Annotated in this window: 13 protein-coding genes; 4 read left to right on the top strand and 9 right to left on the bottom strand. The window is 73.5% G+C overall.

Annotated features, from left to right (window positions below; genetic code table 11):
• Position 1 precedes the first annotated feature (1 nt).
• From HC031_RS23250 to HC031_RS23235, 4 genes are all read right to left on the bottom strand, one after another.
• The gene (locus tag HC031_RS23250) at positions 2–1,432 is read right to left on the bottom strand and encodes a gamma-aminobutyraldehyde dehydrogenase (RefSeq protein WP_167927522.1); all 1,431 of its coding nucleotides are present in this window, start codon (positions 1,430–1,432) and stop codon (positions 2–4) included.
• Between the two features lie 28 nt (positions 1,433–1,460).
• Positions 1,461–2,564, bottom strand: coding sequence for an alcohol dehydrogenase catalytic domain-containing protein (locus tag HC031_RS23245; protein WP_167927521.1), 1,104 nt, complete (start codon positions 2,562–2,564; stop codon positions 1,461–1,463).
• On the bottom strand, positions 2,561–4,036 hold the full coding sequence (locus tag HC031_RS23240) for a cytosine permease (protein WP_205863132.1): 1,476 nt from the start codon (positions 4,034–4,036) through the stop codon (positions 2,561–2,563). Before HC031_RS23240 ends, HC031_RS23245 begins: the two co-directional genes overlap by 4 nt.
• A gap of 172 nt (positions 4,037–4,208) precedes the next feature.
• Complete coding sequence (locus tag HC031_RS23235) at positions 4,209–4,796, bottom strand: helix-turn-helix domain-containing protein (RefSeq protein WP_167927520.1); 588 nt, start codon at positions 4,794–4,796, stop codon at positions 4,209–4,211.
• Positions 4,797–5,004: 208 nt separating this feature from the next.
• Between HC031_RS23235 and HC031_RS23230 the strand changes: the two genes are divergently transcribed.
• From HC031_RS23230 to speB, 3 genes are read left to right on the top strand one after another with little or no spacing between them, the layout of a single operon-like run.
• On the top strand, positions 5,005–5,505 hold the full coding sequence (locus HC031_RS23230; RefSeq protein ID WP_167927519.1) for a YybH family protein: 501 nt from the start codon (positions 5,005–5,007) through the stop codon (positions 5,503–5,505).
• Between the two features lie 4 nt (positions 5,506–5,509).
• A complete protein-coding gene (locus HC031_RS23225; RefSeq protein WP_338090792.1) occupies positions 5,510–6,340 on the top strand; it encodes a nitrilase-related carbon-nitrogen hydrolase in 831 nt (276 codons plus the stop codon).
• An 8-nt stretch (positions 6,341–6,348) separates the two neighbouring features.
• Positions 6,349–7,326, top strand: coding sequence for an agmatinase (gene speB, locus HC031_RS23220; protein ID WP_167927517.1), 978 nt, complete (start codon positions 6,349–6,351; stop codon positions 7,324–7,326).
• A 39-nt stretch (positions 7,327–7,365) separates the two neighbouring features.
• Here speB and paaI read toward each other — a convergent pair whose 3' ends face one another.
• The 3 genes from paaI to HC031_RS23205 all read right to left on the bottom strand — a co-directional run bounded on the left by paaI (position 7,366) and on the right by HC031_RS23205 (position 15,708).
• Positions 7,366–7,737 carry a hydroxyphenylacetyl-CoA thioesterase PaaI gene (gene paaI / locus HC031_RS23215; RefSeq protein WP_167927595.1) on the bottom strand — a complete coding sequence of 124 codons (372 nt, stop codon included), beginning with the start codon at positions 7,735–7,737 and terminating at the stop codon, positions 7,366–7,368.
• Between the two features lie 68 nt (positions 7,738–7,805).
• On the bottom strand, positions 7,806–9,293 hold the full coding sequence (locus HC031_RS23210; protein WP_167927516.1) for a GGDEF domain-containing protein: 1,488 nt from the start codon (positions 9,291–9,293) through the stop codon (positions 7,806–7,808).
• A 301-nt stretch (positions 9,294–9,594) separates the two neighbouring features.
• Positions 9,595–15,708 (bottom strand): DUF4011 domain-containing protein, encoded by a 6,114-nt coding sequence (locus tag HC031_RS23205; RefSeq protein ID WP_167927515.1) that lies wholly within the window; start codon positions 15,706–15,708, stop codon positions 9,595–9,597.
• Positions 15,709–15,877: 169 nt separating this feature from the next.
• Between HC031_RS23205 and HC031_RS23200 the strand changes: the two genes are divergently transcribed.
• Positions 15,878–21,133 (top strand): diguanylate cyclase, encoded by a 5,256-nt coding sequence (locus HC031_RS23200; protein ID WP_338090791.1) that lies wholly within the window; start codon positions 15,878–15,880, stop codon positions 21,131–21,133.
• 29 nt (positions 21,134–21,162) lie between these two features.
• On the opposite strand, the gene HC031_RS23195 is transcribed toward HC031_RS23200, so the two are convergent.
• The gene (locus HC031_RS23195) at positions 21,163–21,732 is read right to left on the bottom strand and encodes a sugar O-acetyltransferase (protein WP_338090790.1); all 570 of its coding nucleotides are present in this window, start codon (positions 21,730–21,732) and stop codon (positions 21,163–21,165) included.
• A 35-nt stretch (positions 21,733–21,767) separates the two neighbouring features.
• Positions 21,768–22,061 (bottom strand): cupin domain-containing protein, encoded by a 294-nt coding sequence (locus HC031_RS23190; RefSeq protein ID WP_205863131.1) that lies wholly within the window; start codon positions 22,059–22,061, stop codon positions 21,768–21,770.
• Positions 22,062–22,206: the final 145 nt, after the last annotated feature.

Below are 22,206 nucleotides of genomic sequence, written 5' to 3'. Positions count from 1 at the left end.
GTCAGAACTCGATGTTGTGCATGACGTGCTTGATCCTGGTGTAGTCCTCCAGACCGTACATGGAAAGATCCTTTCCATAGCCGGAGTGCTTGAACCCGCCGTGCGGCATCTCGGCCACGATCGCGGTGTGGCAGTTGACCCACACGGCGCCGAAGTCCAGCCGGCGGACGACGCGCATGGCGCGGCCGTGGTCGCGGGTCCAGACGCTGGACGCGAGGCCGTACTCCACGTCGTTGGCCCACCGGACCGCCTGGTCCTCGTCGCTGAACCGCTGCACGGTGATGACCGGGCCGAAGATTTCGGTCTGGCTGAGCTCGTCGGACTGCTCCAGGCCCGCCACGACCGTGGGCGACCAGAAGTACCCGCGGTCGCCGGCGCGCGAGCCGCCGGCCAGCACCCGTGCGTGGTCGGGCAGCCGGGACATTAGGCCGTCCACGTGGGCGAGCTGGTTGGCGTTGTTGAGTGGGCCATAGGCCGCGTCGGGGTCGCTCGGCGGGCCGGTACGGGTGACGCGGGCCTGCTCGGCCAGGGCCTCCGCGAACTCGTCGGCCACCCGGTCGCTGACCAGCACCCGGGTCGCCGCGGTGCAGTCCTGGCCGGCGTTGAAGTACGCGGCGCCGGTGATTCCCTCGGCCGCGGCCTCGATGTCGACGTCGTCGAACACGATCACCGGCGCCTTGCCGCCCAGCTCCAACTGGACCCGCTTGAGGTCGGCGGCCGCGGCGGCGGCCACCTCGTACCCGGCCCTCGTGGAGCCGGTGATCGACACCATCGCCGGGGTCTTGTGCGAGACGACCGCCTTGCCGGTGTCACGGTCGCCGCAGACCACGTTCAGCACGCCCGGCGGGAAGAACTCCGCGGCGATCTCGGCCATCAGCGCGCTGGTGACCGGGGTGGTGTCGCTGGGCTTGAGGACCACCGTGTTGCCGGCCGCCACGGCCGGCGCGAACTTCCACACCGCCATCATGAGCGGGTAGTTCCACGGCGCGACCTGCCCCACCACGCCGACCGGCTCGCGGCGCACGTACGACGTGTGCCCGGCGAGGTACTCCCCGGCGCTCTTGCCTTCCAGCAGGCGCGCGGCACCGGCGAAGAACCGGATCTGGTCGATCGAGGGGGCCAGCTCCAGCGTGCTGGTCAGCTCGATCGGCTTGCCGGTGTTCTCGGCCTCGGCGGCCACCAGCTCCTCGGCGCGCCGTTCGAGGGCGTCGGCGAAGCGCAGCAGCGCCTGCTGCCGCTCGCCGGGGGTGGTGTCGCGCCATGTCTCGAACGCGCGGGCGGCGCTGGCGTACGCACGGTCGACGTCTTCGGGTCCGGACCGCGGCGCGGTGCCGAAGACCTCGCCGGTCGACGGGTCGATCAGGTCGGTGGTGCGGCCGTCGGCGGCGTCGACGAGCTTCCCGTCGATGACGTTCTGTACTCGCCTGGTCATGACACTCCTAACGGGGTTGCGAGATGAGCTATTTGGTCAGGTCCAGGACGGTGCGCAGGCCGACGGCGTCACGCAGGTCGCCGAACGCCGCGTCCAGCTCGGCGAGCGGGCGGACCGCGCCGACCAGGGCGTCCAGCGGAAGGCGACCCGACCGGTACAGCCCGGCGATGCGGGGGAAGTCGACGGCCGGCACACTGCTTCCGTAGTTGCAGCCGAGTACTCTCTTCCCGGCGTCGGCGAGGTCGAACGGGTCGAAGCTGGCACGTACGCCCTCGGCCGGCATGCCGACCAGGACCGCGTTCCCGCCCCGCCCGACGAGCGACGGCAACTGCTCGATCGTCTCCGGCCGGCCGATCGCCTCGAACGCGTGGTCGGCCCCGTCGTCGGTGATCGCGGCCACGTGCGCCACCAGGTCCGGGTCGTCGCCGCGCAGCACGTGCGTCGCGCCGAGGGCGCGCGCGTGGGCCAGCCGGTCGTCGGAGAGGTCCACCGCGATGATCGGGTGGGCCCCGGCCAGCGCCAGCCCGAGCAGGATGGACTGGCCGACGCCACCGCAGCCGACCACGACCGCGCTGTCGCCCGCGCGTACCTGGGCGGTGTTCAGGACGGCGCCCACGCCGGTGGTGACCGCGCAGCCGATGAGGGCGGCGATCCTGGCCGGCACGTCGTCGGGGACGGCCACGGCCGCCGCTTCGGGTACGACCGCCGCCTCGGCGAACGTGCCGAGCCCCAGGAACGCGTGCACCGGGGCGCCGTGCGCGTCGCGCAGCGAGGTGCGGCCGTCGGGCAGCTCGTGGCTGGTCGCCCGGGTGCCGGTGCACAGCCAGGCGCGGCCGGACCGGCAGCGCCGGCAGTGCCCGCACTGGGCGTACCAGGACAGCGCGACGTGGTCGCCGGGGCGCAGCGTGCGGACCTGCGGTCCGACCGCCTCGACGACGCCGGCGCCCTCGTGGCCCAGCACCATCGGCAGGGGAGCGGACCACTCGCCATTGGCCACGTGCAGGTCCGAGTGGCATACGCCGCTGGCGGTCAGCCGGACCCGCACGAGGTCCCCGTCGGGCTCGACGAGCTCCAGCGGGGTCTCGACGGTCGGCGCGCCGGCCGCGGTGAGGACACGGCCGTGGATGGTCATGCGGTCGCCTCCCCGGCGTGCAGCGCGTCGTCGAGCGCCCGGTCGCTGGCGACCTCGGCGTTGTGCTCGGCGGTCACATCGATGGAGCGGCTGAACAGCCAGTAGGCGATGCCGGTGACGACCAGCCCGGCCAGCCATGCGATGTCGACGCCGCCCAGCGCCTTGGCCAGCGGCCCGGTGTAGCTCCAGTGACCGAGCTGCGGCAGCACCATGAACGGGATCTCGACCAGGATGCCGATCGCGTACGAGGTCAGGCCCCGCCAGCCCCACGACCCGTACAGGCCGCGCGGCCGGAACAGCTCGGTGATCGCGTAGTGCCCCCGGCGGACCACGAAGAAGTCCATCAGGTTGCTGGCCGTCCACGGCACCAGCAGGTACAGCATCAGGGTCAGCGCCGAGAACACCGTGTCGACCGCGCCGGCGGTGATCGACTTGCCGATGACGAACCAGACCACCGTGAGCACGATGATCGTGACCACGCGAGCGGTGCGCCTGGGTTTGATCGGGCGGATCGAGTCGACCCCGGTGAGGATCGTCAGCATGCCGCCGTAGGCGTTCATGCCCATGGTGGCGACCAGCGCCAGCGTGGACAGAAGCGCCACCACCTGGCCCAGGTGGGGGATCACGTTGTTGCCGGCGGTCACCAGGCCGGCCAGGCCGTCGGTGGCGCCGAGCCGGATCGCCAGCCAGGCGCCGAGCACGATCAGCCAGACCGCCGAGCCGGAGGCGCCGAAGAAGACGGACGCGATGACCGCGCGGGGCTTGGTCGACGCCGGCAGGTAGCGGGAGTAGTCCGAGACGTAGGGCGCGTAGGTGATGTTGTAAGCGGCGGCCGCGGCGAGCTCGGCCATGAACCCGACCGTGTTGAACCCGTAGTGGTGGCTGCTGGGCGCGCCGCCGCCGTGGCCGGTGATGACGCCGATGGTCAGGATCGCCATCAGCGGCAGCGAGACGTACAGCAGGGCCCGGAACGCCTTGTGCACCCAGTCGTGGCCGAAGATCGCCAGCAGGGCGGCAGCGAGCGCCGCGATGACCGCGACGAGGTTGGCGTTCAAACCGAACGCGCTGTTCAGGCCGTCGCCGAGCAGGACCTGGTCGGCGACGTTGAACGCGAGGTACGTGAACAGCGTGGCGAACAGCGGGATGATGACGCCGCGGTAGCCGAACTGGGCGCGCGACTGGATCATCTGCGGCAGCCCGAGCGTCGGCCCCTGCGAGGCGTGGAAGGCCATGAACAGGGTGCCGATGATGATGCCGAGGATGCCGGCGACGGCGGTCCAGCCCAGCGACAGGCCGAGCCCGGGGCCGATGAAGCCGATCGGGATCGTGAAGTACTGGAAGTTGCCGAGGAACCACAGGGGCGCCTGGTGCCACAGCCGGCCGTGGCGCTCCTCGTCGGGCACCCAGTCGATCGAGCGGACCTCGATGAGCGGAGGCGCGGCGACCGCCGCCTGCGATGTATCAGATGCCACCAGACAGCTCCATGGGAAGTGCGTATGACGGTAAGGGCGTGAAGTTGCCCAATGTTGAACTAAACTTGCCTGGCAGTCAACCATGTCCACCCTGCGGATCCGCCGGGTGGGGTGGCGGTGTGCCTACTCCGCGTAATGTCTACTCGGCGTGGTGGTCCCCGTCGGGGCCGGGTCAGGCCGACGTGTCCCAGGCCGCGGGCGCGATGACCCACATGACCTCGGCGCTGCGGGCCTGGTCGGGGTTGATCCAGGTGTGCGGTTCGCGGCCGGAGAAGGTGATGGCGTCGCCGCTGCCCAGGCGCTCGGTGTGCTGGCTGAATACCAGCTCGATGGTGCCGTGCAGGACATGCAGCACCTCGATCTCGCAGTTCAGGGTGTACAGCTCGGTGCCGCCGGTGCCGCCCGGCTCAATCACCGACCGGATCAGCTGCAGTCGGGCCTGCCCGCGCGGCGTCAGCAGCCGCTCGTCCGCGCCGGCGCCGGTGAGCTGGATGCGCGGCGCCTCGTCGGCGCGGACCAGGTCGGTCTGCGGCGACTCGAACAGCGTGCCGATCGGCAGCGACAGGACCTCGCAGATGGTCACCAGCGTGGCGACGCTGGGCGAGGTCTCGTCGCGTTCGATGCGGCTGATGAAGCCCTTGGTCACCTCCGCGCTCGCGGCCACCTGGTCGATGGTGAGCCCTTGCCGCTGCCGGGCGGCGCGCAGCCGCGCGCCGATGCGCAGCCTGCCGTTGCTGGGGGAGACCGGGACGGATTTCACCGCATCCCCTTTCCTCGCCGGGTTCCCGGCTTCAGTCCTCGTCGGGTTGTGTGACCGAGCGTCGTCGGCCGATGGCGGCCGGTGGGCCTGAAGAGATCATTGGGCCAGAGCGGCCTTTTGTCGAATGTTTACTGACTTGCAACTGACGTTGAACACATGGCAACATCGCTGCCACTGATGCGCAAGAGGCCAGCGGTCGGAGGTTGTCATGGCGCGTACGGAAGCCGAGGTGGCGCGGGCCGAGGTGCTGGGCGCGGCCCGGGCACTGGTCCACGCGTTCGGCTCGCACGACGTGGACCGCTACTTCTCCGCCTTCGCGGCCGACGCGACCTTCGTGTTCCACAACTGCGCCGAGCTGATCGGTTCCCGCTCGCGCTATCAGGAGGTCTGGCGCGAATGGGAGCGCGACGGCTTCGCGGTCCACGGGTGCCGTTCGCTCGACCAGCGCGTGCGGCTGCTCACCCCCGACACGGCCGTGTTCACCCACCGGGTGCGCACCCGGGTCGCCGGTGAGCCGGCCGAGCTGAGGGAGCGGGAGACGATCGTGTTCCGGCGCGAGCCCGCCGGCGGGTGGTTGGCGGTGCACGAGCACCTGTCGGTCGACCCGGCGCCGGATGACGCGGCTCCGGATGCTGCGACCACGGATGACAGGGCGCCGCAAGCCACCGCGCTGGAGCCGACAGCGCCGGCCGCCGATGTCCTCCGGTGACCCGGTGACAGCCGTGCGGGTGGCCTGCTGCCAGGTCCGGCTCGCTGTCGGAGACGTCGACGGCAACCGGGCGAGGGTACGCCGCGCCGTGGCGGAGGCGGCCGAAGCGGGCGCCCGGATCATCGTCCTGCCCGAGCTGGCCAACAGCGGGTACGTGTTCCGCGACGCCGCCGAGGCCCGCTCGCTCGCCGAGCCGGCCGACGGGCCGACCGTGGCCGGCTGGGTCGACCTGGCGCTCCGGCACGACGCCGTCCTCGTCGGCGGCTTCTGCGAGCTGGACCCGGACCGGCGGGTGCGCAACTCGGCCGTGCTGGTCGACGCCTCCGGCGTGCGTGCGCTGTACCGCAAGGCGCACCTGTGGGACCGCGAGAAGCTCGTGTTCGACCCGGGTGACGCGGCCCCGGCCGTGGTGGACACCGCGTACGGCCGGCTCGCGGTCATGATCTGCTACGACCTCGAGTTTCCCGAGTGGACCCGGATGGCCGCGCTCGCCGGGACCCAGCTGTTGTGCGCCCCGGTCAACTGGCCGCAGCTGCCCCGGCCGGCGGGTGAGCGCCCGAGCGAGATCGTCCGGGTGCAGGCGGCGGCCGCCATCAACCGCATGTTCGTCGCGGTGGCCGACCGTACCGCCGGCGAACGTGGCGTGGACTGGGTCGGCGGCACGGTGGTCGTCGATCCGGACGGCTGGCCGCTGCGCGACCTGGTCCTCGGCCGGGAGGCGACGGTGGTGGCCGACCTCGATCTCGCGGCCGCCCGCGACAAGCGCATCAGCGAGCACAACGACGTGCACGCCGACCGCCGCCCGGATCTCTACGCGCCCGTCTACCGAATCTGAGGAACTGCATGACTGACAATCCGCCGCGCGTCGTCTCCGGCACCAACGTGGGTCCGGTCGACGCCAGCGTCCTGCCCCGCTTCGCCGGCCCCGCCACGTTCGCCCGGCTGCCGCGCATCGACGAGGTGTCCGACGTGGACGTCGCCGTCGTCGGGGTGCCGTTCGACACCGGCGTCAGCTACCGGCCCGGCGCCCGCTTCGGCCCCACCCACGTCCGGGAGTCCTCGCGCCTGCTGCGCCCGTACAACCCGGCGCTCGACGTCGAGCCGTTCGGTCGGCAGCAGGTCGTCGACGCCGGTGACATCGTGGCCAACCCGTTCTCTCTCGACGAGGCGATCACCGGGATCGACCGGGGCGCGCGCAGCCTCCTCGAGCGGGCCGGCCGGCTGCTCACCATCGGCGGCGACCACACCATCGCGCTGCCGCTGCTGCGGGCGATGGCGCACAAGCACGGCCCGGTCGCGGTCGTGCACTTCGACGCCCACCTCGACACCTGGGACACCTACTTCGGCGCGGCGTACACCCACGGCACCCCGTTCCGCCGCGCCTCCGAGGAAGGGCTGATCGATCAGTCCGGCTGCCTGCACGTCGGCATCCGCGGGCCGCTGTACTCCTCGGCGGACCTGACCGACGACGTCGAGCTCGGCTTCCAGATCGTGCACGCGCGGGAGATGGAGGACCTCGGTACCCGCGGCGTGGCGGAACGCATCCGGGCACGGGTCGGCGACCGGCCGGTCTACGTCTCGGTCGACATCGACGTGCTCGACCCCGCTTTCGCCCCGGGCACCGGCACCCCCGAGTCCGGCGGCCTGCTCAGCCGCGAGCTGCTCGCCATCCTCCGCTCGTTCGCCACGCTCAACCTCGTCGGCGCCGACATCGTCGAGGTGGCGCCCGCGTACGACCACGCGGAGATCACCGGGATCGCCGCGTCGCACGCCGCGTACGAGCTGCTGTCCGCGATGGCCCTGCGCCACCCGGCGAAGTAGGCGTTGCCGGCTGGCGCCCGTTGCCGGCGGGTGCGGGCGTCAGCCGGTGCGCAGCGTGCGGCTGCGGCCCCGGAACTCCGCCACCACCTCGTCACCGCGCCGGACGGTGATGTCGTAGATGCCGCTGCGGCCGCGGCGCACCCGCTCGACCGCCTCGGCGACGAGCTGGTCGCCCACGCGGACCGGCGCGAGGAAGTCGATCTCGGCGTTCGCCGCGACGGTGGTCGAGCCGGGATAGTTGCACGCGCACGCGAACGCGCTGTCGGCGAGCAGGAAGACGTATCCGCCGTGGGCGATGCCGTGCCCGTTGAGCATCGTCTCGGTGACCGTCATCCGGAGCACGGCGCGGCCGGGGGAGAGCTCGACCGGTTCGATGCCCAGCCCGGCGGACGCCCGATCGGCGGCCAGCATCGCCGCGGCCCCACCCGGGTTCCCCGATTCCACGCCCGCCTCCCGTCGTCACGCTCCGGCGGTCGAGACTACTTGTACGTCTCGATGGCCACCCGAGGGGTGGTACCCGGGCCGGGGAGGCGGCGCCGCCCCGCCTTGCCGGCGTACATGGTGGCGTCGGCCTGCCCGATCAGCGCGTCCCGGTCCAGGGTGGTGGCGGTGCCGGCGATCGCCGAACCGATCGTGACCCCGACGGTCACGGTGACCCCCGCAAGCTCCACCGGCGTGCCCACCGCTCGCGGGATGCGCTCGATGAGCTGCGCCACCGCGCGCTCCGGTGCGCCCCGGCAGAGGATCAGGAACTCGTCGCCGCCGAGCCGGCCGACCACGTCGTCGCCGCGCAGGCAGCCGGCGAGCCGCGCCGCGACGGTCTGCAGGACCAGGTCGCCGGCCTGGTGGCCCATCCGGTCGTTGACCGGTTTGAACCCGTCGAGGTCGCACAGCACGAGGGCGATCCCGTCGAGCGCGCCCTGCCGGACCTCGTCCAGCGCGCGGTCGATCTCGGCGACGATGTGCCGCCGGTTGTACAGGCCGGTCAGTTCGTCGTGGCTCGCGTGGTGCGCAAGGGTCCGTTCGGCCCTGTCCCGTTGCGCGGAAAGCTGCTGGAAGCGCAGCAGCACCAGCGGGATGACCAGCAGGGTACCGACCGGCAGCAGCAGGCTGGAGCCGGCACCGCCGCGAATGGTCTGCACGGCGGCGATCAGCGGGTTGGCGCACAGGGCGGCGCCGAGCCAGCCGAGATGTGGGTGACCCGTCGCCCGGCCGGCGGTGGGCTCCGGCAGGGTGCAGTACGGGGCGGCCGGGTGCAACGGTGCCGCGGCGAGGGTCAGATAGCCCAGCATCATGAACTCGGCGGTCCACACCGAGGGGCCGTGCACGGTCAGGACCGCGGTGGCGTTGGCGAGCAGCGTGAACGCGTCGCAGGCGATCAGGTACCCGAGCGGTCCGCGCGCCTTCTTCGCTGTGACGCCGATGCGCAGGAGGCAGCCGCCCACCCCGGCGAGGGTCAGCAGGTCCAGCAGGAGCATGACCTGGCCGAACGGTGACGCGTCCGGCCCGAGGTGCGGCCGGATCACCCACTCCCACAGTGGACCGCCCGCGCACAGACCGACCATCGCGGCGTCCAGCAGCCCGCCGCTGTCGTGGACCGCGTGCCGGCGCAGCGCCGCGCCCGTGCCCACGAGGAACAGCGTGTGGGAGACGTTCATGGTGAGGTCGGTGAGCGAACCCTCGGCCCGGCCGAGGTGGTGGGCGGGGATCCAGTCCGGCCACACCAGGTGACTCAACGTGAGCAGGGCGAGGCCGCCGATGGCGGCGCCCCACGGTACGCGGTCAGGCAGGTGCCCGGCCCGGAGCGCGAGCAGGAAGGTGGTGACCGGCACGAGCGTGACCAGCGCGTACACCACGGTGCGCCCGGCCGGGTCGGCGAGGGCGTACGAGATGGTGGCCATCAGGGTCACGCCGATGAACCCGGCATGGACCGGGGCGGCCGACGAGGCACTGCGGGGCCAGCGCATGGCGCCTCCTCTCCCTCGGCCTCGTGAGTGTCATCGGCACCGGTCAGGGATGGTTGAGCAGTTCAGGGAAGCCGTCCGCGCCGCGCGGGCAGGTGTGAACGGCGGGTTTACAGCTGCGGATCCGGGTCCGTCGTGCGGGCCGTCGCGTCTGGACTGATCGCGCCCGGGCCGGTCGCGTCCCGGTGGGTCGCGCTCCGGCAGCGTCAACGCCGACGTATGCGGAAAGTCAGCGGGCACGCGATCAGAGTAACGGATGGGGGCATCGACGGTAGGCACTGTTTTCCCGGGTGTTACCGGCTGGTCAGCTGAGCAGGTAGCGGCCGTGGCCGCCGTGAACCACCCGGCCACTGGTGAGCGCCGTCAGCAGGCCGTACCGCAGCAGCTTCGTGATCTTCTCGGTCCGGCGCTGGTACCCGAGCAGCTCCAGCGTGCTGCGGAACAGCTCCTGCTCGGTCAGCTCCGGCGCCGCGGTCAGCGCGTACCGCACGGCGTTGGCGATCTCCTCGGGAGCGATCTCCTCGAAGGCGCGGTCGGTCCGGGACTGCGTGGTGCGGAAGCCGTTCCACCGCCGGGGATCGAGCCCGCTCGGCCAGGCGAAGGTGCCGACACCCTCGTGGTGGCGGAGCGTGGCGGGATCGACCAGGGCCAGGACGGCGTTGCGGCGGTCCTCCCGGATCTTGGCGAAGCCGAACCGGGCCAGCGTCAGGCGCGCGAGTCGATGCTGCTCGATGGGACCCTCGGCGGCGACGATCTCGTTGAGGCTGGCCCGGACCAGCTTGCGTACGCGCTGGTCGGTGCCGAGGGCGTCGATGTCGGACTGGCTGCCGAGCGGGGTCGGCGTGTACGGCACGAACGGCGCGCCGGCGCCGCCCGGTCTGCGTTCGGCGGCGGGCGCCGGCGGCGCGTCGATCGACGCGACCAGCACCTGCTCGGGCACCTGGCGCCGGCCCGGCGTCGCCTGCGAACGGGCTCGGCGTCCGGTCACCGCGCCGTTGCGGGCCGGCCCGCTCCTGGCGGCTGCGTCCCGCCTCGCGCCGTTTCTCGCGCGCGCGACGAGGTCGAGCGGGCCGGCGTCGGCGGACGGGGTCGGCGGGTCCGGGATCCCGCTCTCCTCCGGCGGGTCGACCGCGGGCCGCGCGGGAATGGCCGGTGCGTCCCGCTCGGCTGCGGCGGCGGCGACCGCCTGCGCTGCGGCGGCGGCGACCGCCTGGGCCACGGCGGCGTCGATGCGGTCCAGCACCGCCTCGCGGTCCTGGACCCAGGCCGGCAGCCAGCAGCGCACGACCTCGGGCCAGCCCATGACCGTACGCAGCAGCAGCGGCGCGCCGTCCCGGTCGGCGACGGTCGGCCGCGCGCTCCACCGGGGACCGTCGAGCATCACGGCGACCTGCCAGCGCGGCGAACCGGGGGCGCGTACCGCGATGTCGACGGTGAAGTCCGACAGCCCGTACCCGGTGACCACCTCGTGGCCGCGGGCCCGGATCGCGTCCGCGACCGCCTCCCGGACCCGGTCGTGGTCGGCGCGGGCGCCGGGGGCGAGGTCGCCGAGGCGGTCCGCGCCGGCGGCGGCCAGTTCGCAGTAGGCCCGCAGGTGCCGGGTACCGGTGGCCGTGGTGCGCGACAGGTCGATGTCGGCCGGGTCGAAGGAGGAGAACAGCACGACCTGCCGCCGGGCCCGCGTGATCGCGACGTTCAGCCGGCGCTCCCCGCCCACCTGGCTGAGCGGCCCGAAGTTCAACGGAAGCTGCCCGGTCTCCGGGTTGGTGGAGAACGCCAACGAGAACAGGATCAGGTCCCGCTCGTCCCCCTGTACGTTCTCCAGGTTCTTGACGAAGATCGGCTCGACCGCGGTGGGTGCCATCCGGTTGCGGATCAACCGGTCCGAGCTGTCCTCCAGCAGGTTGAGGATGAGGTCACGCTGCTGGATGTTGAAGGTCACCACGCCGATCGAGTCGTCGGCGGTCGCCGGGTCGCGCAGCCGGGCGGCGATCTCCGCGACGACCGCGCGGGCCTCCACCTCGTTGGTACGGGTACCGCCCCGGTCGAAGGCGCCGTCGACCCGGCGCCAGCCGATGCCGGCCGTGCTGCTCGGGCCCGGGGCGGGCAGGGTCGACAGCCTGCTGTCGTAGTAGTACCGGTTGGAGAAGGCGACGAGCGACTCGTCGCGGCTGCGGTAGTGCCACGTCAACCACCGCTGGGGGAGACCGGACTCGACGGCCTCGCTGAGGATGCTCTCCAGGTCCTCGGCCGGGCCGTTGTCGCCGGCCGTGCCGGCCGCCTCGTCGCCGCCGGCCGCGGCCTGCATCATCGTGCTCGGCGGCATCTGGCGGGAGTCACCGACGATGACCACCGACCGGCCGCGCCCCATCGCGCCGACCGCCTCCGCCACCCGGATCTGGGACGCCTCGTCGAACACGACCAGGTCGAACCGCGCCGCGGTGGGCGCCAGGAAGTTGGCCGCCGAGGCCGGGCTGACCAGCACGCACGGGGTCAGCGCCAGCACGAGGTCGGGGTAGGCCGAAAACAGGTCCCGGAACGACCGGCCGCCGCGCTTGCGGCGCAGCTCGGCGGCGAACTCGGCGAGCCGGTCGCCCTGGCCGTCGGTGGCGCGGGCCCGGTGGCGTACCAGGGTCGAGGGCAGCTGGTCGCGCAGGGCGGCGCGCAGCTGCCGGCCGGCCGCCTCGAACTGCTCGATGTGCTTGTCGATCAGCGTCGGGTCGAAGCGGTCCAGCCCGCCGGCGCGCAGCCGCTCGGCGAGGCAGGCCCGCGCAAGCCCGCGCCGGTACGCCTCCTCGGCCAGGTCCGGGTCGACCTCGCCGCGCAGCAGCTGGTCGGCGAGGTCCGTCAGACCGGCCTCGGCCAGCACGTCGGTGTGGGCGAGGACCGCCGCCCAGTGCCGCACCGGGGCCAGCTCCTCGGCGCCCAGGTCGGTCAGCCAGGCCGAGCCGTCCCGGTCCCAGGCGTCGAGCCAGTGCAGGCCGGCCGTCCACAGGCGGAGCTGGGGCGGGCCGCTGCGCAGGATGCCGGCCCAGGCCCGCCAGGCCGCGGCGAGTCGTTCCAGCACGCGCACGTCGTTGTCGGTGACGCCCGCGCGCAGGGCCGCCCACGCCACCGGGTGCCCGGCGACGAGCTGGCGGCTGGCCACGCTCGCCTGGCGGGCGTGGACCAGCTCGGCGGGCGCGGCCGGCCCGGTGGGCAGCCAGCCGTCCGGGAGGACCAGCCCGCCGAGCTCCTCGATGCGCCGGTGGAGGGTGGACGCGGCGCTCCCGGCGTGCAGCAGCCGGCCGATCACCCGCTCGACGTCGTCGGCGGCCACCGTGGCGCCGGGCCGCAGGTACGGGGTGAGCCGGTCGGCGACCTCCTGCAGGCGCCGGGCCTTGCCGAACAGGCGGGTCGCCGCTTCCCGGGCCTCCGCGTGCAGGTGCGGCAGGTCGGGGAGGCTGAACACCTCGGGGGAGAAGGCCGCGAGCTCGGCGGCGTACTCGGCGCGGAACCGGTCCAGCTCCGCGGTCAGCCGTGCGAGCGCCGGCTCCCAGCGTGGATCGGCGGCCCGCGCCACGACCTCGCGGTCCGGCAGGTCGCCGCGGGCGGCGAGCCGGGCGGCCGGCAGGAACGCGCCGATCGCGGTGGGGCTGGGCAGCCCGCGCAGCAGCCGGATCAGATGCGGCCGCTCGCTCACCAGGCCCCGGACCTCTTCCAGCTCGGCGGCGACCTGCGTCGCGGCGCCGGCGTGCAGGCCGTCGAGGCTCCGGCGGCCGCTGAGCGCCCACGGGTGGTGCGGGCGCAGCCGGGCCGCCCGGGCGACGGCGGGCAGCGACCGGAGCGCCTGCTCCACCCGCTCGTGACCGGCGGCGGCGAGATAGCTGCCGGGCACCGGGGCGCTCGGCCCGTCGCCGTACGCGAGGGTCGCCTCGTACGCCGACCAGGCGGACAGGCCCGTCCGGCCGGCGGTGTGGACGCGGGCCGGGTACCCGGCGAGCGGGGCGAGCCGGGCGCGGTAGCCGGTCTCGACGGCAGTGAAGCCCGCCTCGCCGCCGCGTTCGCGCTGGTCGAGAGCTTCGCGCAGCTGCTCGCGGATCGCGTTCATCGACTGCTTGCGTCCGTGCAGGTCGAGGGCGAAGGGGGCGAGCCCGACCTGGCCGAGCCGGCGCTTGACGACGTCGAGCGCGGCCTGCTTCTCGGCCACGAACAGCACCGAGCGCCCGGCGGCGACGGCGCGGGCGATCAGGTTGGTGATGGTCTGTGACTTGCCGGTGCCGGGCGGCCCCTCGAGGACGAACGAGCGGCCCTGCTCGGCCATCGCGATGGCCTGCAGCTGGGAGCCGTCGGCCTGGATCGGCACGTGTAGCGCCGCCTCGTCGACGTGCGCTCCGTCGGTGCCGGCCGGGTCGTCGAACCGCGCCGTGCCGGGGTCGACCAGGTGGCGGACGACCGGGTTCTCGACGAAAGCCGGCCAGTGGTCGGCGAGATCGCGCCACATCCGGTACGTCGAGAACTGCAGCAGCCGCAGGCTGGCGCGCTCGTCGATGCGGTAGTTGAGGCGGCTGTCGACGAGCCTTCCGTTGATCGCCGCGAGGGTCTTGGCGATGTCGATGCCGTAGTCGTCCACGACCGGGTTCGTCAGCTCCGGGATCTCCACCCCGTGCCGGCGGCGCAGCCACTCGATCAGGCAGTGGTTGGGCGCGGCGAGCTCGGGGCCGTCGGCCGCGAAGAAGTACGGCCGGCGGCCGGTGCCGCCCTCGACGCGTACCGGAACCAGGAACAGCGGGGCGTGCGCCTCGGCGCCGTTGCTCCGGGTGTGTACGAGCGTGCCGATCGTCAGGTAGAGGTAGTTGCTGCCGGTCTCCTGCTCCATCGTGCGGGCCTCGCGCTGGAGGTCGCGCATGGTGGACACGTACTTCTGCTCGCTGACCGCGCCGTAGATGCGCCGGTCGGTGCGCAGCTCCCGGGCCAGGACGTCCGGGTCGAGATCCTGGGCCCGCACCGTCCCGGCGAGCCGGTGCAGCTGGCTGATCGCGTCCTGCGGGATGACCTGGATCTGGCCGCCCTCGTGGACGAGGCTGTCGAGCAGGGCCAGTGCGCCGGCCGGTACGTGCAGGTCGAGCCCGCGCCCGCGGGTGGGCAGGTTGAGCAGCGGGTTGCGCAGGCTGAGGTCGAGCAGGGACCGTTTCCACTGCTGCACGCGGCGGGGTGAGTCGTCGGCGCGCTCGGGCGCCTCGCCGGCCTCGGCGCGCTTGCGCAGCTGTGCGCGGGCCACCCCGTCGGGAAGGTCGATGGAGCCGGCGGCGGGCGCGGCCGTCGGCTCGGCGGGCCGCGGGGGCTGGCCGCCGTCCACGGTGGCCGTCGAGGGTAGCGGGCGGATGCCGCACCGGTGCGCGAGGTGCACGTCGACCACGCCCTGCAGGTCGTGGCGGCGGGCCCGGAAGTGCTCCAGGCCGGCCCGGACGGCGTCGGTGAAGTCGGCGCAGGTGGCGCCCGGACCGATCCGGGTCAGCTCCACGGGTACGGTCCGGCCCGCCTCGACCATCGAGATGAGCAGGTTGGCCTCGGTCACGACGGCGTCGCTGAGCCGGTCGGCGTCGAGCAGGAAGCCGGCGAACGCGTGGGTGCCGGTCAGCCAGATCAGCGGGTGCAGCCCGGCGGCTTCCAGGCAGGCGGCGTACGTCACCGACAGGTCCAGGCAGTTGCCCATCCGGCCGTCGAGCACCGCCGCGGTGGTGCGCACCTTCTGTCCGGTGTGCTCGAAGGACGCCGGTACGTGCTGGTAGTGAATGCCGAGCTGGCGCAGCGCCTCGTACACCGCGCCGGCGATGTGCGCGGCGCGCTCCGGTCCGGCCTGGTAGCCCTGCAGCGACCCGGAGCCGGTGCGGTCGAGGAGGATTCGCGCCGTGGCCCGCAGCGTCGCATCCACCGCGGGCGTGTTGGGCTGCACGAACGCGGCCAGGCTGTCGTACAGGGCCGGGCTGTTGAACCACTCGTTGTGCGCGAGCACCGACGACGGCGCGACCAGCCGGGTGTCGGGCTGTCCGGGTCGCACGACCGTGAGCCGGTAGTCGACCGGGAACGCCTCGTCGGTGTCGCGTAGACGCCCGTGGTCGGGTACGAACTCGGTGAAGTCCTCCCAGCCGACGGTGGAGCCGGGCGGTACGGGCGCGGACACGAAGCGGGTCCACTGTGGGGCGAGGGGGCCGTCGGGGCCGAGCAGTTCGAGCGTGATCCGCAGGTCGGTGACCGGCTGGCCGGTCCGGTTGGTGACCGACAGGTGCCGGACGACGGGTACCCGGTTGTGTACGAGCGCGTAGTTGATCGCCGGCTGGACGTGCAGTTCGACCCGCAGTTCGCCGTCGTCCTCCGTGAACCGCTCGAACACGCCGCTGCGCATGGCCCTCCCGCTACGCCCGTCAGTGACAATCATGCCCTTTTAAGGGTGTAATCCCCTGAAATAGGCAAACTCCGGCGTGTTACGTGAATCGGGTGAATCACGGCTGACGCGCCGCCGCGTCGGCGGGAGAAAAAGATTCACGTACACCCATCGCACGCCGATGGGCTCTTGCGTACGGGAGTGAAGGCGACGGGTGAAGCAGGTGGACACAGGCGCACGTCAGCCGGGCCGTGACACGGACCCGGCGGAGTTGGCCGGCATGGAACCGGCCGGCATGGAACTGACCGGCATGGCGGTCGAGGCGGAGATCGGGCGTAGCGCGTACACGGTGGTGCACCGCGTCCGCCGCGACGACCGCCGCTTCGCCCTCAAGCGCCCGCGCACTCCCGCCGTCGACGACGAGCCGGTCCTGACCTCCTTCCGCCGGGAGGCGGCGCTGCTCGCCTGCGTCGACCATCCCGGCGTGGTACGCGCCTACGCCGCCGGCCGTTACGACGGCAGCCCCGCCCTGGTCACCGAACTCATCGGCGGACGCTCACTCGCCGCCGAGCTGGTCAACGGGGCGCTGCCGCGCGACCGGGTCGCCGTCCTTGCCCGTGAGCTGGCCGAGGCGCTGGCCGCCGCCCACCGCACCGGACTGGTCCACCGCGACATCAAGCCCCAGAACATCATGGTGCCGGCGGGCCGCCCGGCGGTGCTCATCGACTTCGGCCTCGCGGCGCTGGGTCAGAACCGGATCGCGCCGGACGCGGCGGTCGGCACCTTCGCGTACGGCGCGCCCGAGCAGTCGGGCATGCTCAAGCGGCCGGTCGACGGCCGGTCGGACCTGTACTCCCTGGGCGCGGTGCTGTACGAATGCCTCACCGGGCGTCCGCCGTACCTCGCCGACGACGTCGGCGAACTGCTGCGGCTGCACGCCGTGGCGCCGGTGCCGGACCCCCGCGACCTCCGGCCCGACCTCGACCCGGCCTTCGCGGCCGTCGTCACGCGGCTGCTCGCCAAGGACCCGGACGACCGGTACCCGAGCGCGACGGCGCTGCTGGCGGCGCTCAGCGGCATCGACGGCGCGGCCGATCAAGCCGGCGTTCCGGTCGCGGTCGCCGGTGCCGAGTGGCCGCTGTGCGGTCGGGCGGCCGAGCGGCGGGCGCTGCTCACCCGCTGGGAGGAGGTCAGGAACGGCCGGGGTGGCTTCGCGGTCGTTCGCGGCCCGGCCGGTGGCGGCCGCAGCCGGCTCGCCGCCGAGGTCGCCGCCGCCGCCGACGGATCGGCGCTCGTGCTGCGCACGCGCGCCGTCAAGGACGAAGAGCTGCCCCTCGCCGCCGTCCGCGCCGCCGTGGAGGGGCACCTGACCCGGGTACGCGAGCTGCCCGACGAGCGGCGCGCCGAGGCGCACGAGCGGCTGCGGCGCGCGGCGGACACGGCCGGGCCCGCGCTGGTCGCGAACCTGTCGCCGGCGTTGACGGCGATCCTCGGCGACCGGCCCGGGCCGCCGGCCGACGGTCGCGACGACCGGCTGTTCTCCGCGCTCGCGGTCTTCCTCACCGAGCTGGCCCGCCAGTACGGCGGCGGCGTCCTCGAGGTCGACGACGCCCAGTGGCTCGACGCGGCGTCCCACCGGGTGCTCGACGTTCTCGCCGCCGACCTGCCCGGCGCGCCGCTGCTGGTCGTCCTCACCTGGCTCGATGACGCGGGCGCCCCGGAATTCCCGGCTGAGGTCGAGGTCTCCGCCGGCCCGCTCGACCTCGCCGGTACCGCCGCCCTGGTGGCCTCCCGACTTCCCGGCGCCACCGTTCCCCCGGAGCTCGTCGCGCACGTCGCCGCCCGTACCGGCGGACTGCCGCTGGCGAGCGTGGAGTACCTGCGCCAGCTGGTCGACACCGGGCTGCTGGCCCCGCTGTGGGGTCGCTGGCTGCTGGACGAGCGCGGCCTGGACAGCCTCAATCGGACCCAGGACGTCGGCGACCTGATCGTCTCGCGGCTCGACGGGCTGCCCCCGGACGCCTGCGACCTGCTCGTGGCCGCCGCGGTGGTCGGCAGCCACTTCCGGCTCGACCTCGTGACGGCGGCCTGCGCGCTGCCCGACGAGCGGATCGTCGCCGCGCTCGACGTGGCGGTAGCCCGCCGGCTCGTCGAGCCCCGGGGCGACGGCCGGTACGGGTTCATCCATCCGAACATCCGGGACGCGCTGCTGGCCCGGGTACCGGCGACGGCGCTGCGCCGGCTGCACGCCACGGTCGCCGCCGCTCTCGACGCCCTGCCCGCGCAGGCGCGCGACGCCGGCCACGTGTACGCGCTCGCCCGCCACCACGCCCAGGCCGGCGCCGACGCCGACCCGTCGGCACGGTACGCCAGCGCCCTCGCCGCCGGGCAGCAGGCGCTCGCCGACCAGGTACCGGGCGAGGCGGTGGCTTTCCTGGAGCAGGCGCGGGCCCTCGCCGCAGCCGGCGGCCACCCCGCCGGCGCCGAGCTGCTGCACCCGCTCGCCATCGCGTACCTGCGGGCCGGCCGGTTCGCCGACACGCTGTCCACGCTGGAGGAGGCGCTGGCCGGGGAGCGGGAGCCGCGGCGGCGCGCCGAGCTGTACCGGACGATGGTCGAACTGCACCACACCACCTGGGCCGACGACCGGGCGACCGACGCGGTGCGGCAGGGCCTTGCGGAACTGGGGCACGGACTGCCGCGCAACAAGGCCGTGCTCATCGTGACGACCCTCGCCCTCGGGCTGGTGGGCATGCTGGCCGCCCGGTTCCGCATCGGCTTCGGCGCCGTCCGTGGACGCCGGCGCGAGGAGCTGGCAGCCGCGGCCGCCCTGCTCGGCTCGGGCGCCTACGCCGCCGCGGTCGGTCTCCGGCTGAAGGAGGTCGCGATCTTCGCGCTCCGGGCCCTGTACCCGGTGAACCGGCTCGGCCCGTGCCCGCCCTACGTCCAGGTGTACGGCCTGCTCGGATACCTCGCGGCCCTGTTGAAGCGGCGCCGGGTCGCCGAGCGCGCGTTCGCGCGGGCGGCCCGGGCGGCGGAGGCTCTCAACGACCCGGCGATGGTCGCCTTCGCCGACTGGATGCGCAGCATCGCGCTCGTGCAGGGCGGCCTCGACGACGGGGTCGGCTGGGACAAGGCGACCGCCCAGCACACCCGGTGGCTGGAGCCCGCCCAGTTCATCACCGGACAGGCCGCCGCCGGCCTGCGGTTCGTGCTGCGCGGCCACACCCGTGAGGCGCGGACAGCCTACGAGCAGGGTCTGCGCCACCTACCCGATCCGGCGCAGGCCGCCGGCACCTCGTTCGCGATGCTCGGCGTCATGGTCCCCGCCCAGCAGGGCCGGCACGCCGAGGCCGCGGCCGCGTACGCCGCGCTGCGGGCGGCGTTCCCGGACGGCTCCGGTACGCCGGTGCAGCGGGCGAACATCATTACGGCCGCCGCGTCCGCCGCCGTCGAGCAGGGCGAGTTCGGCGCGCCGTTCGACGAGCTCGTCGCCGAGTTCGAAGGGCTGGGCCTGCGCCGCTCGGAGCTGATGCCCCACGTCAAATGGTTCTACATCTACCGGGCGCACGGACGGCTCGCGCAGCTGCGGATGGCCCCGGAGGGCGAGCGGGCCGCCCGGCTCGCGGTCGCCGAGCACGCGGTGAAGGAAACGAGCCGCGTCACCACCACCCCGCTGCTCAAGGTCGCCCACCAGATCGCCAGAGCCGCGCTGGAGCAGCAGCGGGGGCGTACGGAGAAGGCCATCGAGCTGATCGACCGGGTCGACCGGGTGGCCCGGCCGCTGGACGCGCCCCTGGTGTCGTTCGAGGTGGCCCGGATCCGGGCGCGCGCCTTCCGGCAGCTCGGGCTCACCGCGGAGGCCGAACGGCAGGCGCGCAACGCGTACGTGCTGGCCGTCGACCACGGCTGGGAGCACCGGCGCCGCCAGGTGCGGGTGGAGTTCGGAGTGGACGACGCGCCGTCGGCCGCCCGGTTCACCCACGCGGCCGGAGCCAGCTCCGGCACCAACCGTCGGCTGGAGGCGCTGCAGCAGGTCAGCGCCGCCGCGGCGAGCATCCTCGACCCGCGGCGGCTGGCCGGTGTCGCGCTCGACGAGACGCTGGGCATCCTCGGCGCCGAGCGGGCGCTGATGTTCGTCGTCGACGAGGCCGGCGAGCCGGTGCCGTTCGCGGGTCGCGACGCGGCCGGCAACGACGTTGACGCAGCGAGCGGGTACGGCTCGACACTCGTCCGGCGGGTCCTCGAGACCGGTGAGGCGCTGGTCGTCACCGGCACCGACGAGGGCGCGGCGCTCGGGTCGCGCAGCGTCGTCGCGCACGGGCTGCGCAGCATCATGGTGGCCCCGGTGCAGCTCAAGGGCGTCGTGCGCGGCGTGGTGTACCTCGACAGCCGGGTCGCGCGTGGCGTCTTCACCGAAGACGACGTGTCGGTGCTGACCGCGATCACCCACCACGTGGCGGTGTCGCTGGAGACCGCGCGCGCCGCGCAGCTCGACGCCGAGGTCCTCACCAGCCGCCGGCAACAGGAGCTGGCCGAGACGCTGCGCGCGAGCATGGTCGAGCTCAGCGCGATCCTCGACCCGACCGAGCTGCTGAACAAGCTGTTCGCCACGCTGTACGACCAGGCCGGGGCGCGGGCCGGCTGCCTGCTGCGCGGCCACGGGCCGCGGTTGACGGCCATGGCGGTCGCCGGCGCGGTCGCGTCCGGCGCGGAGATCGACCTGTCCGGTGACGCTGCGCTTGCGGCATTCTGGTCTGCTTCGACACCTACGGTGGTGAGCGGTGACGAGCTGCCGCCCGCGCTGCGCGCCGCGGTCGGTCAGCACCCGGCGGCCCTGGTCGTACCGCTGGTCGCCCGCGAAGGGCCGGTCGGTCTCGTGGTCCTGGCCGGTGCGGGCTTCGACGACAGCGGCCGGGCGATCTGCGCCGGCCTCGCGAGTCAGGGCATGAGCGCCTACGACAACGCGGTGCTGTTCAGCCGGGTGCGGGAGCTGGCCACCACCGACGAGCTGACCGGGGTGCCGAACCGGCGGCACTTCTACGCTCTCGCCGGCACGCTGGTGGCCGCGGCGCGGCGCAACGGCCGGGCGCTCGGCGCCATCATGCTCGATGTCGACAGCTTCAAAAAGATCAACGACACGTACGGGCACGCCGTCGGCGACGACGTCATCCGCGAGGTGGCGCACCGGGTAGCGACCACTGTCCGCAGCTGCGACGTGCTCGGTCGCTACGGCGGCGAGGAGTTCGCCGCCGTGCTGCCCGATCTCGACGACGACGTCGACCTCGCCGAGCGGGTCCGCGCGGCGGTGGCGGCGTCGCCGGTGCCCACCCGCGGCGGGCCGGTCCCGGTCACGGTCAGTGTCGGGCTGGCCCGGCTCACCCCCGTGGACGACGACCTCGACCAGCTGCTCGCCCGCGCCGACCTCGCGCTGTACCGGGCCAAGCAGGCCGGCCGCAACCGGGTCGAGGAGGCCTGACCGGGGCGGTGGGGCCGCCCCACCCGTGGCTAGGGCGTCAGCTCGCGCACGACGCGCGCCGGGTTGCCGACCGCGGCGACGTTCGGCGGCAGGTCACGGGTGACGATGGCGCCCGCGCCCACCACGGTGTTCGCCCCGATCGTGACGCCGGGACAGACGATGACGCCGCCGCCGAGCCAGACGTTGTCGCCGATGGCGATGGGGCGGGCGGCCTCCCACTTGTCCCGGCGCGGATCGGGCTCGAGCGGATGGGTGGGCGTCAGCAGCTGGACGTTGGGTCCGAGCTGGACGTCGTCGCCGATGGTCACCGTGGCCACGTCCAGGCACACCAGTCCGAAGTTGGCGAAGGTCCGCGCGCCGATGAAGGTCTGGTAGCCGTAGTCGCAGTAGAACGGCGGCCGGATCTCGCTGCCCGCGCCGAAGGCGCCCAGCAGTTCGGTGAGCAGGGCCCGACGCGCGTCGCCGTCGGTCGGGTCCATGGTGTTGTACCGGTGACTCAACGCCTGGGCGCGGGCGGAGTCCCGGGCCAGCTCCGGGTCGTCGGCGATGTACAGCTCACCGGCGAGCATCCGCTCGCGCATGGTTCGGTCCGGGGCCACATCCCCAGCCTACGTACGCCGCTCCGCGCGAACGCTTACGCGGTGTGGTCGGCGACGAGTTCGATCTCGACGAACGTGAACGGGGCGATGCCGGCGTTGTACACGTCGTGCTCGGCTCCGGCCGGGCGGAGGTAGCTCCGGCCCGCGACGAGGTCCTGGTAGTTCACGTCGTCACCCACCCGCACGCCGACCCGGCCGGACACCACGGGTACGACGACGTACGGCACCTCGTGCCGGTGGGTGCCGGTGTGCTCGCCGACCTCGAACCTCCAGCGGGTCACCCGGACGCCGGCCTCGTTGATCTGTACCTCTGAGTGTGCCTGTTCCACCTTTTCCCCGTTCCATCGCCTCGTGGCGGCCCGCCGGCGCGTTGCCGGCGGGCCGCCACGAGCGTCCCTCAGCGGGGGGGGGAGGGGAAAAAGCATGACACCAATCACCGAATACGTATTTGGTTGGCGGCTTTTTCTTTTAAAA

It is taken from the genome of Planosporangium thailandense, assembly GCF_011947195.1.
In the GTDB taxonomy this organism is placed as follows: Bacteria; Actinomycetota; Actinomycetes; order Mycobacteriales; family Micromonosporaceae; genus Planosporangium; species Planosporangium thailandense.
This window is presented reverse-complemented; position numbering and strand designations above follow the sequence as displayed.